General features: G+C 64.9%; 13 protein-coding genes. 7 read left to right on the forward strand and 6 right to left on the reverse strand.

Going from position 1 to position 14,736, the window contains the following annotated elements; translation table 11 throughout:
- Positions 1-5: 5 nt before the first annotated feature.
- The 5 genes from QCE64_RS17735 to QCE64_RS17755 all read right to left on the reverse strand — a co-directional run bounded on the left by QCE64_RS17735 (position 6) and on the right by QCE64_RS17755 (position 4,815).
- Complete coding sequence (locus QCE64_RS17735; protein ID WP_310005123.1) at positions 6-512, reverse strand: flavin reductase family protein; 507 nt, start codon at positions 510-512, stop codon at positions 6-8.
- 73 nt (positions 513-585) lie between these two features.
- Positions 586-1,908 carry an LLM class flavin-dependent oxidoreductase gene (locus QCE64_RS17740; RefSeq protein ID WP_310005125.1) on the reverse strand — a complete coding sequence of 441 codons (1,323 nt, stop codon included), beginning with the start codon at positions 1,906-1,908 and terminating at the stop codon, positions 586-588.
- A gap of 51 nt (positions 1,909-1,959) precedes the next feature.
- Entirely contained in the window at positions 1,960-2,751 is a 792-nt protein-coding gene (locus tag QCE64_RS17745; RefSeq protein ID WP_310005127.1) for an amino acid ABC transporter ATP-binding protein, read from the reverse strand.
- Positions 2,748-3,644 carry an amino acid ABC transporter permease gene (locus QCE64_RS17750; RefSeq protein ID WP_310005129.1) on the reverse strand — a complete coding sequence of 299 codons (897 nt, stop codon included), beginning with the start codon at positions 3,642-3,644 and terminating at the stop codon, positions 2,748-2,750. The genes QCE64_RS17745 and QCE64_RS17750 overlap by 4 nt, the downstream gene beginning before the upstream one ends.
- 274 nt (positions 3,645-3,918) lie before the next feature.
- Positions 3,919-4,815 (reverse strand): LysR substrate-binding domain-containing protein, encoded by an 897-nt coding sequence (locus QCE64_RS17755; protein ID WP_310005132.1) that lies wholly within the window; start codon positions 4,813-4,815, stop codon positions 3,919-3,921.
- 115 nt (positions 4,816-4,930) lie between these two features.
- Here QCE64_RS17755 and QCE64_RS17760 point away from each other — a divergent pair, with 115 nt between their 5' ends.
- The 7 genes from QCE64_RS17760 to QCE64_RS17790 all read left to right on the forward strand — a co-directional run bounded on the left by QCE64_RS17760 (position 4,931) and on the right by QCE64_RS17790 (position 13,240).
- The gene (locus tag QCE64_RS17760; protein ID WP_310005134.1) at positions 4,931-6,460 is read left to right on the forward strand and encodes an ABC transporter substrate-binding protein; all 1,530 of its coding nucleotides are present in this window, start codon (positions 4,931-4,933) and stop codon (positions 6,458-6,460) included.
- A gap of 29 nt (positions 6,461-6,489) precedes the next feature.
- Entirely contained in the window at positions 6,490-7,398 is a 909-nt protein-coding gene (locus QCE64_RS17765; protein WP_310005136.1) for an ABC transporter permease, read from the forward strand.
- 31 nt (positions 7,399-7,429) lie between these two features.
- Complete coding sequence (locus QCE64_RS17770) at positions 7,430-9,403, forward strand: dipeptide/oligopeptide/nickel ABC transporter permease/ATP-binding protein (protein WP_310005138.1); 1,974 nt, start codon at positions 7,430-7,432, stop codon at positions 9,401-9,403.
- The gene (locus QCE64_RS17775) at positions 9,400-10,464 is read left to right on the forward strand and encodes an oligopeptide/dipeptide ABC transporter ATP-binding protein (RefSeq protein ID WP_310005140.1); all 1,065 of its coding nucleotides are present in this window, start codon (positions 9,400-9,402) and stop codon (positions 10,462-10,464) included. Before QCE64_RS17770 ends, QCE64_RS17775 begins: the two co-directional genes overlap by 4 nt.
- 28 nt (positions 10,465-10,492) lie before the next feature.
- Positions 10,493-11,656 carry an FAD-binding oxidoreductase gene (locus QCE64_RS17780; protein WP_310005142.1) on the forward strand — a complete coding sequence of 388 codons (1,164 nt, stop codon included), beginning with the start codon at positions 10,493-10,495 and terminating at the stop codon, positions 11,654-11,656.
- Between the two features lie 58 nt (positions 11,657-11,714).
- Positions 11,715-12,716, forward strand: a complete 1,002-nt coding sequence (locus tag QCE64_RS17785; protein ID WP_310005144.1) for a succinylglutamate desuccinylase/aspartoacylase family protein — start codon at positions 11,715-11,717, stop codon at positions 12,714-12,716.
- Between the two features lie 245 nt (positions 12,717-12,961).
- Complete coding sequence (locus tag QCE64_RS17790; protein ID WP_310005800.1) at positions 12,962-13,240, forward strand: aldehyde dehydrogenase family protein; 279 nt, start codon at positions 12,962-12,964, stop codon at positions 13,238-13,240.
- Positions 13,241-13,372: 132 nt separating this feature from the next.
- On the opposite strand, the gene QCE64_RS17795 is transcribed toward QCE64_RS17790, so the two are convergent.
- Entirely contained in the window at positions 13,373-14,203 is an 831-nt protein-coding gene (locus QCE64_RS17795) for an IclR family transcriptional regulator (RefSeq protein ID WP_404987386.1), read from the reverse strand.
- Between the last annotated feature and the right edge of the window lie 533 nt (positions 14,204-14,736).

Genomic DNA, 14,736 nt, shown 5'->3' on the forward strand with positions numbered 1-14,736 from the left:
GGCGTTCAGGCGGTTTCGAGCGCGCTGCGAGCGAAGTCGCGCTGATGCCACAGCAGGCAACTGACGGCGGCCTCGTCGTTGACGATGGCGTCGATCACCTGTCCGACGATGATGCTGTGCGAGAAGCCATCGTGTACCGCGAGCACGGTGCAGTCGAACGCGACGGCTGCGCCGGGCAGCATCGGCGCGCCGCTCTTGCCCGCGCGCCATAGCTGCGGCTCGAAGCGCTCCGCGCCGCGCGCGCTGGAGAAGCGCTGCGCCACCGCCTTCTGGCCGGCCGCGAGCAGATTCACCGCGAAGATGCGGCTGCGCAGAATGACATCATGGGCCGAAGCCGTCTTGTTCACGCAGACAAGCACGGTAGCCGGGTCCACCGACAAGCTGCACACCGACGTGGCGATGAGACCCGCCGGCACGCCATGCTCGCACGTGGTGACGGCCGTCACGCCGCTGGCGAAGGACGCCATCGCGTGACGGAAGGTCTCGGCGGAAGTGTTGGTTTCGATAGACATCGCTGGAACTCTCAGGGGTTGCAAGCGCCGCCGCAATCGCGCGCGGCGGCGAACAGGCGCCAGGGCTCGCGCTTCAATCGCCGTAACGCAACGGCTTCAGGCCGAGATTGCCGCGCAGCGTCGCCGCTTCGTATTCCGTGCGGAACAGCCCGCGCCGGCGCAACTCGGGGAGGATGAACTGGTCGAGGTCGTCCACGCCCTGCGGCAACGTCGCGGGGCAGATGTTGAAGCCATCGGCCGCGCCGGCCTCGAACCACGCCTGCATGTCGTCGACGATATCCTCCGCCGTGCCGATCAAAAGCCGCCCGCTGTTGCCCGCCGCCATGCGCTTGTAGAGCTGGCGGATCGAGAGCTTGTCGCGCTCGGCCATCTTCAGCAGGTTCGCGGCGATGCTGCGCACGCGCTGCGATCCGAGGTCCGGCACCGGGCCGTCGAGATCGTAGCCGGACAGGTCGCCCAGCGTGCTGTAGAGAATGGCGAGGCCGGCCAACGGATCGATCAGGTCCTGCAACTGTTCGAACTTGTCCTGCGCTTCCTGGCGCGTCTTCGCCACATAGGGCGTGAGGCCCGGCATGATCAGCAACTGGTCCGGCGTGCGGCCGTACTTCTCCATGCGGCCTTTCACGTCGTCGTAGTATTCCTTCGCCGCCTTGAGGTCGAACGCGTTGCTGTAGACCACGTCCGCGTTCTTCGCGGCGATCTCGCGGCCGGATTCATTGGCGCCGGCCTGCACGATGATCGGCCGGCCCTGCGGCGTGCGCGCCGAATTCAAGGGCCCGCGCACGCTGAAGTGCTTGCCCTTGTGATGCGGCGTGTGCAGCTTGGACTCGTCGTAGTAGACGCCGCTTGCCTTGTCGCGCACGAACGCATCGTCTTCCCAGCTGTCCCAGAGCTTGCGCACGACATCGACGAACTCGTCGGCGCGCTCGTAGCGTTCCTCGTAGCCCATGTGTTCGTCGCGGCTGAAGTTCCAGGCTTCCTGTTGCGACCACGAGGTCACGACGTTCCAGCCGGCGCGCCCGCCGCTGATGTGATCGATGGAAGCGTACTTGCGGGCGACGTGAAACGGCTCGTTATAAGTGGTCGAAGCGGTCGCCACCAGTCCGATGTTCGACGTGCACGCGCCGATCGCCGCGAGCAGCGTGAGCGGTTCGAGCTCGGCATTCTTGTAATCGCGCGCGAGCGACCCGCGCGGCTCATCGGACGCACGCACGCCGATGCCGTCGGCGAAGAAGATCATGTCGAGCTTGGCCGCTTCCGCTTGTTTGGCGACCGCGAGGAAGTGATTGAAATCGATCGCGCCAGCGGCGGGCACATCTGGGTGCCGCCAAGCGGCGATGTGATAACCGAGATAGCGCATCGAGAGACCGACTCTCATCTTTTCGTCTTTCTTCATCAAAGGTCCCGTAGTTCGTAAGGTGAGTGAAGCACTCAGCCGCGCGTGAGCTCAGTCGCGCAGGTTGGAGAGGAAGCGGCGGCAGCGTTCCGTGCCGCCGCCTTCAAAAATATGCGCAGGCGTGCCCTGATCGACGATGCGCCCGCCGTCCATGAACACGACCCGGTTCGACACCTTGCGCGCGAACTCCATCTCATGGGTGACGACGATCATCGTCGTGCCGCCCAGTGCGAGTTCCTTCATGACGTCGAGCACTTCCTTCACGAGTTCGGGATCGAGTGCGCTGGTCGGCTCGTCGAAGAGCATGACTTCAGGCTCCATGGCAAGCGCGCGCGCAATGGCGACGCGCTGCTTCTGCCCGCCGGAAAGCTGCGCCGGATAGTGATTCATCTTGTCGGCGAGACCGACGCGCGACAGCAGCGCGCGGGCTTTCTCGATGACATCGCGCCGCGCCGCGCCGCCCACGATGCGCGGCCCGGCGATCACGTTGTCGAGCGCGGTGTAGTGCGGGAAGAGATGAAAGCCCTGGAACACCATGCCGAAGAAGCGGCGCTGACGATCCAGCTCTTTCTTCGGCAGACGCACCCGGCGTGCGCCGCGCATTTCGACGCCCAAGGTTTCGCCCCGGAACGCCATGCTCCCGGAGTCGATCAGCTCCAGCATGTTGATGCAGCGCAGGAGCGTGCTCTTGCCGGAGCCGGAAGGGCCGATCACGGCGACCACTTCTCCGCGCTGCATCGAGAAATCGACGGCGTGCAGCGCGGTGAAGTCGCCAAAGTGCTTGGTGACCGCGTGCATTTCGAGCAGCGGGGCGGCGGCGCCGATCGCGTGCAGATGGCTCATCGTTGCACTCCTTTGCCGAAGCGGCGTTCGAGCAGGTTTTGACCGATCATGGCGAGGCTCGTCAGGAACAGATACCAGAGGCATGCCACCGTCAGCAGCGGAATGGTCTCGAAGTTGGCGGAATAGATGAGCTGCACGGTGGTCAGCAACTCGACGTAGCCGATCACGGTGACGAGCGACGTGTTCTTGAACATCGTGATGAGTTCATTCGCGAGCGGCGGAATGATGATGCGGACCGCCTGCGGCATCACGACGTGCCACATCATGCGGAAGTCGCTCATGCCCATGGCCTTGCACGCTTCGCGCTGGCCCTGGTCGACTGCCGCCAGACCGCCGCGAAAGATCTCGGCGCTATAGCCGCCGAGGTAGAGCGCGAGCCCGATGATCGCAGCGCTGAAGCGCGAGATGAGGTTGTTGGTGTCGACGTCGAACAGGTTGACATGCAGGAACGGCAGCGGCAGATAGATGCGCGGCACGAGCGCGGAGAGAAAGAACAGGAACAGCAACATGGCGAGCGTCGGCGTGGCGCGGATGATCCAGATGTACAGGTAGGCCGCGCCGCGCAGCACCGGGTTCTGCGCCATGCGGCAGCCGGCGATCACCACACCGAACGCGAGACCGAGCAAGCTCGCGAGTGCGGTAAGAATGAGCGTGTTGCCGAGACCGGCGAGCACGCGCTTGTTGAACAGATAATGGGCGACCACGTCCCACTGCCAGCGCGGGTTATCGATCACCAGTTCATAGAACAGCACGAGCGCCACGATCAGAAGCGCGTAGCACAGCCAGTCGGACTTCTTGGGTCGCGGGTAAATGCGCAGTTCGGCGCTGGGCTCAGCGGGACGCTCAGGTCGGGCGACCGTCGGTTCCTGAAGATAGACGGCTTTCTCTTGCATATGCGGGCGACCCTTCTGGTGGTGTGCTGGAGGTGATTTAAACTTAGCTAAATTAGGGACTTACGCAAAAAATTGCAAAAGGCGCAAACTCGATTTCAGAGATTGTGAAATCTTTTTAGCATGGTAAAAACGCGCTTGCAAGCCGCATGCTTCATCGCGTGGCAGCGAGGATGCGGATTGAGCGACGGTTCAAGGCCGTGGAGATTCAGGCGCGTCATGCTGTGTCGGGCTTGATGGCAAGCGCATGCGCAGAGCGCGGCCCGTGCGCGCGGCACTACTGTCCGGACAACGGCGGAGACAGACGGCGCAGCGTGTCTTCGAACGCGCTGGCGATGGCGGACGGCGCGCGCCCGGCACTGCGCATCGCATAGATCGGCATGGTCACGGTGGGGCTGAACGGCCGGAAGACGATCGCACGGTTCTTCGCGAGCCGCGCCGTTTCGGCATCGACGAGGCCGATGCCCAGACCGTTCTCGACCAGCGCGCACAAGCCCAGTCCCAGCCCGATTTCCAGCGTCGACTTTGCCGCGACCTGATGCTCGCGCAGGGCGAGATCGAGTCCGGCGCGAATCTCGTCGCCCGACGATGACAGCAGGATCAGCGCTTCGCCAGCGAGGTCGGCGACCTTGACGCGCTTCCTCGCGCACAGTCGATGTCCCTTCGGTAACACGCACACGGTCGCGAGATCGAACAGCTTCCGGCGCAGCACGGAATGCTCGCCGGTCTTCGACTGCGCGATGCCGATGTCGATGCGTCCCTCCGCCACCATTTGCAGCGTGCGCGACGAATCGTGCGACTGGATCGTCAGCGATGCCTCCGGAAAATCCCTCATGAAAGAAGCGGTCACGGCGGGAATCCAGTCCGACGCCAGCGCCGGAATCGCGCTCACGATCAGGCGCGTGTGCTTCATGCTGGTGAGCCCGCTGGCGAAGCGCGTGAGGCTTTCGATGCTGTCGTAGGCACGCTGCACTTCCGCGTAGAGGGCATGCGCCTCGAGCGTGGCCACGAGGCCGCGGCCGGTGCGCTCGAACAGGCGCAGGCGCAGGTCGCGTTCGAGCGCATGCAGGGATTTGCTGATGGACGGTTGCGACACATACAGCCGCGCGGCTGCCTGTGTGATCGAGCCGGTCTCCATGATGACCTTGAACACTTCGGTCTGGCGGAAGTTCATCGCGACATAGCCTCAGGTTATGGACCTACGAGCAATATGAATTTGACGACTGCATTATGACTTTCCAATATTGGCGTGCGGATTCGACCCATTGCACACCAACGTGGAGAACGCAGTGAAGCGATACCTGACGTCCTGTTTGCTTGCGCTCGTAGTCATCTCGTCCCTTGCCGCGCACGATGCCCACGCGGCGCCGGCCAACACGTTGCGGGTCGCGCTCGGCACCGGCGCCACCACCTTCGATCCCGCCTTCAACGACCTTCCCGCCGGCGACACCGTGGACCGGCTCGTCTTCAACGGCCTGTTCCGCTTCGACGATCAGGACATCGTGCAGAAGGATCTGGCCGAGCAGTACACGTATTCGGACGATGGCTTGACGCTCACGGTCGTCATTGCCCGCGGGCGTGTGTTCAGCAACGGTCGTCCGCTCGACGCGGCTGCCGTCGCGGCTTCCTTCGAACGCTTGCTGTCGCCGGCGACCGGCTCGATCTATCGCGGCCTCTATGGCGCGCTGGGGAAGGTGGAGGCGACCTCGAGCAATACCGTGGTGTTTCACCTCGCGCAAAAGAACGGTCACATCGTCACGTTGCTGGCGAGCTCGCCGGCCAGGATCGTCGACGTCAAACAGGTCGCGGAAGCGGGCACGGAGTTCGGCCGCAAGCCGGTCGGCAGCGGGCCGTATCTCGTGGACCGCTTCATCGGCGGCGAATCGTACCGGCTCGTGCGCAACCCGAAGTACAACGGTCCCGCGCCCGCGACACTGGACGCGATCGAGTTCGTGATCGCGCCGGAAGACGGTTCGCGCATGGCGCTGTTGCAGACGGGCGACGTGCAGATCGCCGAGCGCGTCCCCGCCGAGTCGATGGACGCGATCAGGAACCTGCCGGATGCCACTGTCGTGACGGGTCCGGACATGTTCTCGCTCAACCTGGAGATGGTGTTGCGCGGGCCGCTCGCGGACAAGCGCGTGCGCGAGGCGCTGAACCTTGCGGTCGATCGCGCGGGCATCATCAAGGGCCTGCTGCGCGGCCTCGCGACGCCATCGGTGGGCATGCCCGGCCCCGGCACGCAGGACGCGCTCCGCACCACCTTCACGCCGATTCCGTTCGACCCGAAGAAGGCGCAGGCGCTGCTCGCGGAGGCCGGCATCAAGCCCGGCCAGCTTTCGCTGACGCTGACCTGTCCGAACGGACGCTATGTGAAGGATGCGCAGATCTGCCAGGCGCTGGCAGGCTCGTTCTCGGCGATCGGCGTCAAGGTCAAGGCGAACGTGATCGACCGGGCGAGCTGGACGGTCATCGTGAATTCGCCGGTCGATGCGCGCAAGGACAACTTCGCGATGGTCGGCCGCGGCACGGCGGGGATGGACTACACGCTGTACCGCCTGTTCCACACGGGCGTGGACAGCAACCGGAGCGGCTTCAGCAACCCGCAAGTCGACAGGTTGCTGGAAGAAGGGCGGCAGTCGACCGATCCGGCTCGACAAAAAGACCTCTACGGCCAGATTCAGAAAATCATCTGGGAAGAGCAGCCGTATGTGTTCCTCTGGTATCCGATGCAGGCCTACGGCATCAGCAAGAAAGTGCAGGGCTTCGTCATGCGGCCCGACGAGACCATGAGTTTCGAGCGCGCCACACTCAAGTGAGCGTGGCGGTTTCCTGACCGGAGATGATCATGAGATCGCTTGCCCGTCTTGGGACCTCGCTGATGACGCTCGTTGCGGTCTCGGTGCTGGTGTTCGCGTTCGCCAACCTGATGCCGGGCGACCCGGCGCGCATCCTGGCCGGCTCGATGGCGTCCACGCGCGACGTCGAGGCCATTCGCGAGCAACTGGGACTGAACAAGCCGCCGCTCGCGCGCTATGTGCATTTCGTCGCCGGGCTCTACGAGCCTGCTTACGCGATGTCGTACCAGACGCGGCGTCCCGTTGCCGTGGAGATTCGCGAGCGCCTGCCGAACACGTTGATCATCGCGGCGGGCGGCCTGGTCGTCGGGCTGTTGTTCGGTATCGGCGCGGGCGTGCTCAGCGCGCTCAACCGCGGCTCGATGCTGGATGTCGTCATCACCGTGGTCACGCTAGCCGGTATCTCCATGCCGATCTACTGGCTCGCGCTGCTGTGCATCTGGCTCTTCGCGGTGTCGCTCGGCTGGCTGCCGGCAGCGGGCGCGTCGACGCCCGCGCATTTCATCCTGCCCGTGCTGGTGGTGGCGACGCGTCCGGCCGCGATGTTCAGCCAGCTGGTCTCCACGAGCCTGTCCGAAGTGATGTCGCGCGATTATCTGGACCTCGCCCGTTCTAAGGGACTGTCGGCGTCGCGCGTGATGGTGCGCCATGCGCTACGCAATTCGCTGGTCGCGGCCGTAAGCGTGGCGGGCGTGCAGTTCGGCGCGATGCTCGGCGGCGCGGTCGTCACCGAGACCGTGTTCGGGATTCCAGGGGTGGGACGTCTGCTGGTGGACGCCGTATCGGCCGCCGACTATCCGGTGATCGAATATTCGATCCTGATGTTCGCGGTGTTCTTCCTCGTGATCAACCTGCTCACCGACGGCATCACGAAATGGCTCGACCCTCGCACCCGCTGACATGGACACCCCAACACAAGGAGCGCGCAACATGGCGAACGTGACCGGTCTGTCGGGCGCGGTGACGAACCCGCCTCGCGCGAAGATGCGCCTCAGGCTGCTGCGGCAGATCCTGTCGCAGCCGAAGGGCGTGATCGGCGTGGCCCTGGCGCTCGGCTTCGTGCTGCTGGCGCTGCTGGGACCTTCGCTCGCGCCGTTCGATCCGCTCGCGCAGAGCTTCTCCGACACCTTGCAGCCGCCGTCCGCGGCGCACTGGTTCGGCACCGATCAGCTCGGCCGCGACATCTTCAGCCGCGTGCTGACGGGCGCGTCGATCTCGCTTGCGATCGGCATGGGCGGCGTGGCGCTCGCGCTGGCGTGCGGCGTGCCGCTCGGCATCATCGCCGCCTGTCAACGCGGCAAGACCGATACGGTGATCATGCGCGGCATCGACGTGATGCTGAGCTTTCCCGACATCATCTTCGCGCTCGCCATCGTGGCGCTGCTGGGCGCGGATACGAAGAACGTGATCGTCGCGGTGGGTCTCGTGTCCATTCCGGTCTATGCGCGAACCGTGCGCGCGGTGACCTTGAGCGTGCTCGCCGAACCGTATATGGAAGGCGCGCGCGCACTTGGCTGCGGACCCTTGCGGCTGATCCTGCGCCACGTGCTGCCGAATATCAGCGGCGCGGTGCTGACGCTGTCCAGCCTGCTGTTCGCCTCGACGCTGCTGACGGCGTCAGGACTTGGCTTCATCGGACTGGGCGTGCAGGCGCCCGCGCCGGAGTGGGGCGCCATGCTCGGCGACAGCCGTTCCTATCTGCAATCGCAGCCGTGGATGGCGGCCTTTCCCGGCGTGTTCCTCGCACTGGCCGCGCTCGCGTTCAATCTGCTCGGCGAGGCCTTGCGCGTCGTATTCGATCCGACTGCGCGCCATGCGCCCAGGAAGTCGTCGGTACGCACGCTGGCCGAGCGTCTGCGCACGCGCGCGGCAAAGGACGCGGACGCGCTGGCGAATCCGTCGCGAGAAGCGCACTTGCGCGAGCCCGCCGCGCCGGTCGCGGTGCGCGATCTGAGCGTCGATTTCATGGCGGGCCGCGCGCGCCGCCGCATCATCCGCTCGGTCGATCTCACCGCGCAACGCGGCCGCACGCTCGCGGTCGTCGGTGAATCCGGCTCGGGCAAGAGCACGCTGCTGCGCACGCTGGGCACCTTGCTGCCGGCGGATCGCGCGCGCATTGCGCAAGGCGTCGTGTCGATCGCCGGACAGGACGTGACCCGGCTCTCCAACCCGGCCTTGCTCGAACTCAGGCGCACCGCCATCGGTTATGTGTTTCAGGACGCAGGCAGCGCGCTCAACCCGGTGCTCACGATCGGCGCGCAACTGGCCGAAGCGGTCGGCCTGGGCACGAGCCTGTCCCGCGACGCCGTCAGGCAGCGCTGCATCGCGTTGCTTGCCGAGGTCGGCATCTCGGCGCCCGAGAGCCGGCTGCGCATGTATCCGCATCAGTTTTCGGGCGGCATGAAGCAGCGCATCGTGATTGCGATCGCGCTGGCGCAGCGCCCGCAGATCCTGCTCGCCGACGAGCCCACCAGCGCGCTCGACGTCACCATCCAGCGTCAGATCCTCGACTTGCTGCGCAAGCTGACCGGCGCGTCGGGCATGACGACCGTCATCGTCACGCACGATCTGGGCATGGTGGCGCGCCATGCCGACGACGTCGCCGTGATGTATGCCGGCGAGATCGTCGAACGGGGTGCGGTGAGCCGCGTGTTCGCGGGTCCGCTGCATCCCTATACCGTCGCGCTGCGGCGCTCCACGCTCGCGCTCGACGGCACCCGCGGCCGTCTGCTGGACGCGATCGAAGGCGAGCCGCCGTCGCTCGACACGCCCGGCGTGGGCTGTCCGTTCCAGCCGCGCTGCACGCGCAGCAAGGCGCGCAGCGAATGCAGGACGATCCGCCCGCTGCCCCGGCCGGTCGACGGCGTCATCGTGGCCTGTCATTTCGCCGAGGAAACCGCATGAACGCCCCGCATGATCCGGTACTGCGCGTCGTCGATGTCAAGCTGCACTTTCCGGTGCAAGCCAGGCTCTTTCGCGGCAAGGACGCAGCCATGGTGCGCGCGGTGGACGGCATCAGCTTCGAGGTGCCGCGCGGCAGCTGTTTCGCGGTCGTCGGCGAATCCGGATCGGGGAAGAGTTCGCTCGCGCGTCTTCTGGTCGGACTGGCCGCGCCGACGTCGGGCGAAGTCTGGCTGGACGGCGCACCGCTTTCGAAGTGCACGCGCGGCGAGTTGCGGCGCATGCGGCGCCGCGTGCAGATGGTCCTGCAGGATCCGCACGCGTCGCTCGATCCGCGCATGACCGTCGAGCAGATCCTGAAAGAGGCGCTCGTGGTCCACGCGCTCGGCGACGGCGCCAGCGACCGGTCGGCGAGGATCGCGCGGGTTCTCAACCGCGTGGGGCTGGGCGCCTCGTTTGCCGGGCGCTTTCCTCACGAACTCTCGGGCGGTCAGCGGCAGCGGGTCGCGATTGCGCGCGCGATCATCTGCGAGCCCGAGGTCCTGATCCTCGACGAGCCGGTGAGCGCGCTCGACGTCTCCGTGCAGGCGCAGGTCGTCAACCTGCTCATGTCTTTGCAGCGCGAACTCGGGCTCACGTATCTCATCATCACGCACGACCTGAGTCTCGTCGGTCATATGGCCGACGCCGTGGGCGTGATGTATCTCGGGCGCTTCGTCGAACAGGGCGAGGCCGCGCAGGTATGCCGCGCCCCGCAGCATCCGTACACCCGGAGCCTGTTTGCCTCCGTGTATGGCAGCGTCGGCGGCCAGCCATGCGACGGCCCGCTCGAAGGCGCGGTGCCGAGCCCGCTGGCGCTGCCGGGCGGGTGCACCTTCCATACGCGTTGCCCTGCTGCGCGCAGGCTCGCGCAACGGGGCGGCGACGTCGTGACGGCCGACGGCGACGGACCCGCCGTTCCAGCCATCTGCGCACACCACACGCCCGAGCCCAGGCGGGTCGCGACGGAACACACCGTCGTGACGTGTCATTTCGCGGGCGCGGAAACCATCGAGCACGTCTGAGTTCAACAGCGAGGAAAGGTCGAAAGCAATGTCAAATACAGTCAATGGCGTAGCCGATATCGTGATCGTCGGCGGAGGGATTTATGGTGCGAGTCTCGCGTACGAGCTTGCCGTCGCGGGCAAGAAGGTGACGCTGCTCGAAGGCGCGGAGATCGCCAGCGGCGCGTCGGGCGGTCCGGGCGAGCGGGGTGTGCGGGCCAATAATCGCGACCTGCGCGAATTGCCGATCGTCGCGAAGGCAATCGATCTGTGGCAGGACTTCCAGAACCGCTTCGAAGGCGGCGTGGGCTATCGGCGCCTGGGCGGCCTGCAAGTCTACGACCTGCCGTACGGGCAGCGCGAACACGAGGTATTCGGCCAGATGGAGGCGCGCGCGGCGGTCCAGAACGCGATGGGCGTGTCCACTGAGATCCTGTCCCGCGAAGCGACGCTCGACAAGGAACCGGAGTTGTTCAAGGGCGTGCGCCATGCGCTCTACTGCCCGAAAGACGGCGTCGGCGATCACACTTATGCAACGCGCCAGTTCGCGAAGGAAGCTGCGAAGGCTGGCGCGCTGATCCGCAGCAAGGCGTTCGTGACCGAAATCGTCTACGAGGGCCGCAGTGCGACCGGCGTCAAGCTCGATAGCGGGGAGATCGTGCAGGTGGGCGAGCAGCTGGTGATCCTGTCGAATGCGGGCGCCCTGTCACTGCTCAAGCCCATTTTGGGGGCGAACGAGATCATGCCGGTGTGGAACATTCATCCGCAGATGATGTATGTGACGAACCCTCACGGCAAGAAGGTGAACCATCTGCTGTCGCACGCGCATCGGCGTCTCGCGATCAAGCAGATTCCGGACGGCACGCTCATGCTGTCGGGCGGCGTATCGGTGCGTTATACCCAACCGGACCTGTGGCACGGCTCGCTGAGCTCGACGGCCATCAACCTGACGGATTCGATCGCCACACTGCCGTTTCTCGACGATTCGTCGTTCGTCAAGGTGGATGCGTCGCGCACCGATACCGTCGCGCTCGACGGCGTGCCGATCATCGACCGGCCGCACGCGCTGGGCAACACGATCTACGGCTTCGCGTGGAGCGGACACGGCTTCGCGATCTCGCTCGGCTTCACGCATTACCTCAGGGAATGGCTGCTGACCGGCGAGAAGCCGGCCGCGCTCGACGCGTTCAGCCCGGCGCGCTTCATCAACTGATACGGGCATGCAGCAAGATGGAATGCTCGCACAACATGCATGGAAATCAGGATACCGCATGAATGATTCATTGGATGTGAACCGTCCGGGCAAGCACACGTACAGCCTGGCAGAACTCGCTCTCGGTAACCGCGACAGCGGCGACGACACCCTCACTTGCATCACGAACGGCGCGGGACCGTCGGTTGTGGTGTGCGGCGGCATTCATGGCGACGAATACGAGCCTCAGATCGTGTTGCGCCGCCTGATTGCATCACTCGATGCCACCGATGTCGCAGGCCGCCTGATCATCATCCCTTCGCTGAATTTCCCGGCGGCGCACGACGGCCGGCGCGTGTCCGTCAAAGACGGGCTGAACATGAACCGCACGTTTCCGGGCGATCGGAACGGATCGGTGACGCAGCGGCTCTCCGCCTTCCTGAATGACGCGCTGTTTCCGCACTGTGACCTGCTGGTCGACGTGCATGCGGGCGGGAGCGGCTGCATCGTCGTGCCGATGGTCTTCGGCTGGACCTCCGGGCAATGCAGCATGACAGAGCGTGATCTGGACGGCCTGATGGAGACGTGGGGCTATCCGTACGTGCAGCACGTGCCGGTCGTCGACACGACGTCATGCGGCGCGGCATTGATCGCCAGGATACCGTCGATCGAGATCGAAGGCGGCGGGGGCAGCCTCTCGGCGTCGGAACTGGAGTTGATGCTGGCGGGCCTGCGACGCGGGCTGCGCGCGTATGGCGTGCTGAAGGCGGCGGCGGATGTGGATGCGGATGCGGATGCGGCGGCGGATGCGATGAAGGCCGACCCCGTCATCCATCTCGACGTGACCGACGACAACCAATACTTCGCGCCGGTGACAGGTGTCATCGAGCACACGGTCGCGCTGCATGATTTCGTCGAAGCTGGACAGGTGGTGGCGCTCATGCATTCGGTCGACGGCGCCTATGCCACGCAAGAGGTGCTCGCGCGCCGTCCCGGGCATGTGCTTCGGCAAAGCACGCTTGGATTCGTCGGGCAGGGCGCGCCGGTCGGCAATACGGGTACGCCGCGCCGTCCGGCGTGACGCGGCGGGGAGGCTGGCTTTCCGGAAGCGGCCTTTGCGCTTTCGCCCGGACATGGGGGCCAGACCGGAAACGCATGCAGTGAGAATCTTCTACGTGCTACGGGGCGAACTGCAAACTCACAGTCCTTCTTGAGTCGCATGCAAGGGTGGGAAATCATTCGACGAGGCGCGGGTCATCGTCACGACATCCCCGGTGCCGGGAGCAATGCGCGTGAGCGCCGTGCCCGGCTGCTAAGGCGGATCCCATATCGACCCGTCCGAGGTTCGTTCATGAGGCCGACGCGCCCGTCGAAACGCGGCTGGTGAACGAAGAGCCATTCGGTCCGCTGACTACGATCAATGGCTCCACTTCGCTCGAAGAAGCGATACGACTCGAATGCAGACTTGCCGCGTATGCGTTCAAGCGTTGGCAGCGCGATGCAGTGCATCTGGGCGACGAACTCGAATGCGGCATGGTGTCAGTCAACGATGACGGCCTTGCTTATACCGAGGTGCCGTTCAACGGCGTGAAGGGATCGGACTAGGGGTCGGAAGTCGGCAAGGAGGCGATCGACACGCTTCTGACCACATAGCTGGTTTCCAAGTTGCATCTTTGAGTCAATGGTGAGACGCATTGCGACGTGTTCGTGTGAGAGCTGCGCAAGGGTGCGAGCGAGTCAGGGTTTGCGATGCGGCGAGATTGCTTCGGCGGTCGACATCACTAGGCCTGCAACGCGGTGCTCGTTGCGGCCGTCCCAGCGCGGAGGGCTCATCGCGACGTTGACTGCGCCGATCGCACGGCCGCCTGCGCCGCGCACCGCGGCGGCGGTTGAGATGTCGCCGGGAAAGAACTCATCCTTCGTATGCGCATAACCTTTCGCGCGCACGTCGGTGAGACGCGCCTTGATCCGGTGCGGCGTGGTGCGGGTGGACGGCGTGTGCGCGACGAGATCGCTGGCTGCGAGCAGATCGTCGATCTCGCCGTCGTCGAAGGTGGCGAGGATAGCCTGGCCCAGTGCGGTACAGTAGGCCGGCAGGCGGGTGCCGACATGCACGTTCGGGTTCAGCACGTTGCGGCTGACGATGCGCAGCACAAAGACAATGTCGGTGCCGTCGAGCACGGTCAGATTAGTGGCTTCTTCGGTTTCGAGTCCAAGTTGCTGCAGATATGGCGTCGCGCGGATGACGAGGTCGTTGCACGACAGGAAGTGGTCGGTGAAGTTGAGCAGACGTACCGACAGCTCGTATTTGCGGCTTGCCGCGTCCTTCACTAGGTAACCAAGCGTGGCGAGCGTGTAGGTGAAGCGCTGCGTGGCGCTCAAGTCGAGCGCGGCGAGTTCTGCGATCTCGGAGAGCGATAACTGGCGCTTAGTACCGTCGAACGCGGTCAGCACCGACATGGCTTTTTCGATCGACCGCACGTACAGCGATGACGCGGTCGGATCGCTGCGGGAGGCAGCAGCCGATGCGCCGGGGAAGTGCGGTATAGCGCGGCGGGCAGCTGGCATAAGGAGGCGGATGGAAAGGAATATTGGTTGTCGCAGTGCGGTAGAAACGCTGTCCTCGATGGTAGCACCCAAGCCTGACGTAAGTAGAGTCGCTGTTCAAACTATTCGCTATTCACCCCGATAATCAACATACGCGCGCGCGGCGTAGCACCGCATGGGAGTAAAGGGGAGTTGGCAGGTGTAAGTCTTTGAATCGTGCTGGCGTCTAACCCGCTGGGCACGCACGTGACCGGCATTGACCTGCACAAACCACTCGCCGCAGATGAAGCCGGTTCGCTCAAGCGGTCGCTCGGCGACTGCGGCGCGCTATATTTTACGATCAGCAACTGAACTGCGACGAGCATCTCGCGCTCCCGCAGCAGTTTGCGTCGATCGACGTGAACCGCTTATCCGCCGCGGGGCCGGGCGATCGGTTTCAGCAACGACCATCGACGATTGATATGCGCGTCTCCACTTCATCGCGCACGCTCGACGGTCTTGTGTTGTGCGCACTCTACGCGAAAACGTGCTCGGTCAATATACATGGGATGCTC

Source organism: Caballeronia sp. LZ043, from assembly GCF_031451075.1.
In the GTDB taxonomy this organism is placed as follows: Bacteria; Pseudomonadota; Gammaproteobacteria; order Burkholderiales; family Burkholderiaceae; genus Caballeronia.

Excerpts from the sequence above, each read along its gene's own strand:
- QCE64_RS17735 (WP_310005123.1), bottom strand. The coding sequence starts at position 512 with ATGTCTATCGAAACCAACACTTCCGCCGAGACCTTCCGTCACGCGATG.
- QCE64_RS17740 (WP_310005125.1), bottom strand. The coding sequence starts at position 1,908 with ATGAAGAAAGACGAAAAGATGAGAGTCGGTCTCTCGATGCGCTATCTC.
- QCE64_RS17745 (WP_310005127.1), bottom strand. The coding sequence starts at position 2,751 with ATGAGCCATCTGCACGCGATCGGCGCCGCCGCCCCGCTGCTCGAAATG.
- QCE64_RS17750 (WP_310005129.1), bottom strand. The coding sequence starts at position 3,644 with ATGCAAGAGAAAGCCGTCTATCTTCAGGAACCGACGGTCGCCCGACCT.
- QCE64_RS17755 (WP_310005132.1), bottom strand. The coding sequence starts at position 4,815 with ATGAACTTCCGCCAGACCGAAGTGTTCAAGGTCATCATGGAGACCGGC.
- QCE64_RS17765 (WP_310005136.1), top strand. The coding sequence starts at position 6,490 with ATGAGATCGCTTGCCCGTCTTGGGACCTCGCTGATGACGCTCGTTGCG.
- QCE64_RS17770 (WP_310005138.1), top strand. The coding sequence starts at position 7,430 with ATGGCGAACGTGACCGGTCTGTCGGGCGCGGTGACGAACCCGCCTCGC.
- QCE64_RS17775 (WP_310005140.1), top strand. The coding sequence starts at position 9,400 with ATGAACGCCCCGCATGATCCGGTACTGCGCGTCGTCGATGTCAAGCTG.
- QCE64_RS17780 (WP_310005142.1), top strand. The coding sequence starts at position 10,493 with ATGTCAAATACAGTCAATGGCGTAGCCGATATCGTGATCGTCGGCGGA.
- QCE64_RS17785 (WP_310005144.1), top strand. The coding sequence starts at position 11,715 with ATGAATGATTCATTGGATGTGAACCGTCCGGGCAAGCACACGTACAGC.
- QCE64_RS17795 (WP_404987386.1), bottom strand. The coding sequence starts at position 14,203 with ATGCCAGCTGCCCGCCGCGCTATACCGCACTTCCCCGGCGCATCGGCT.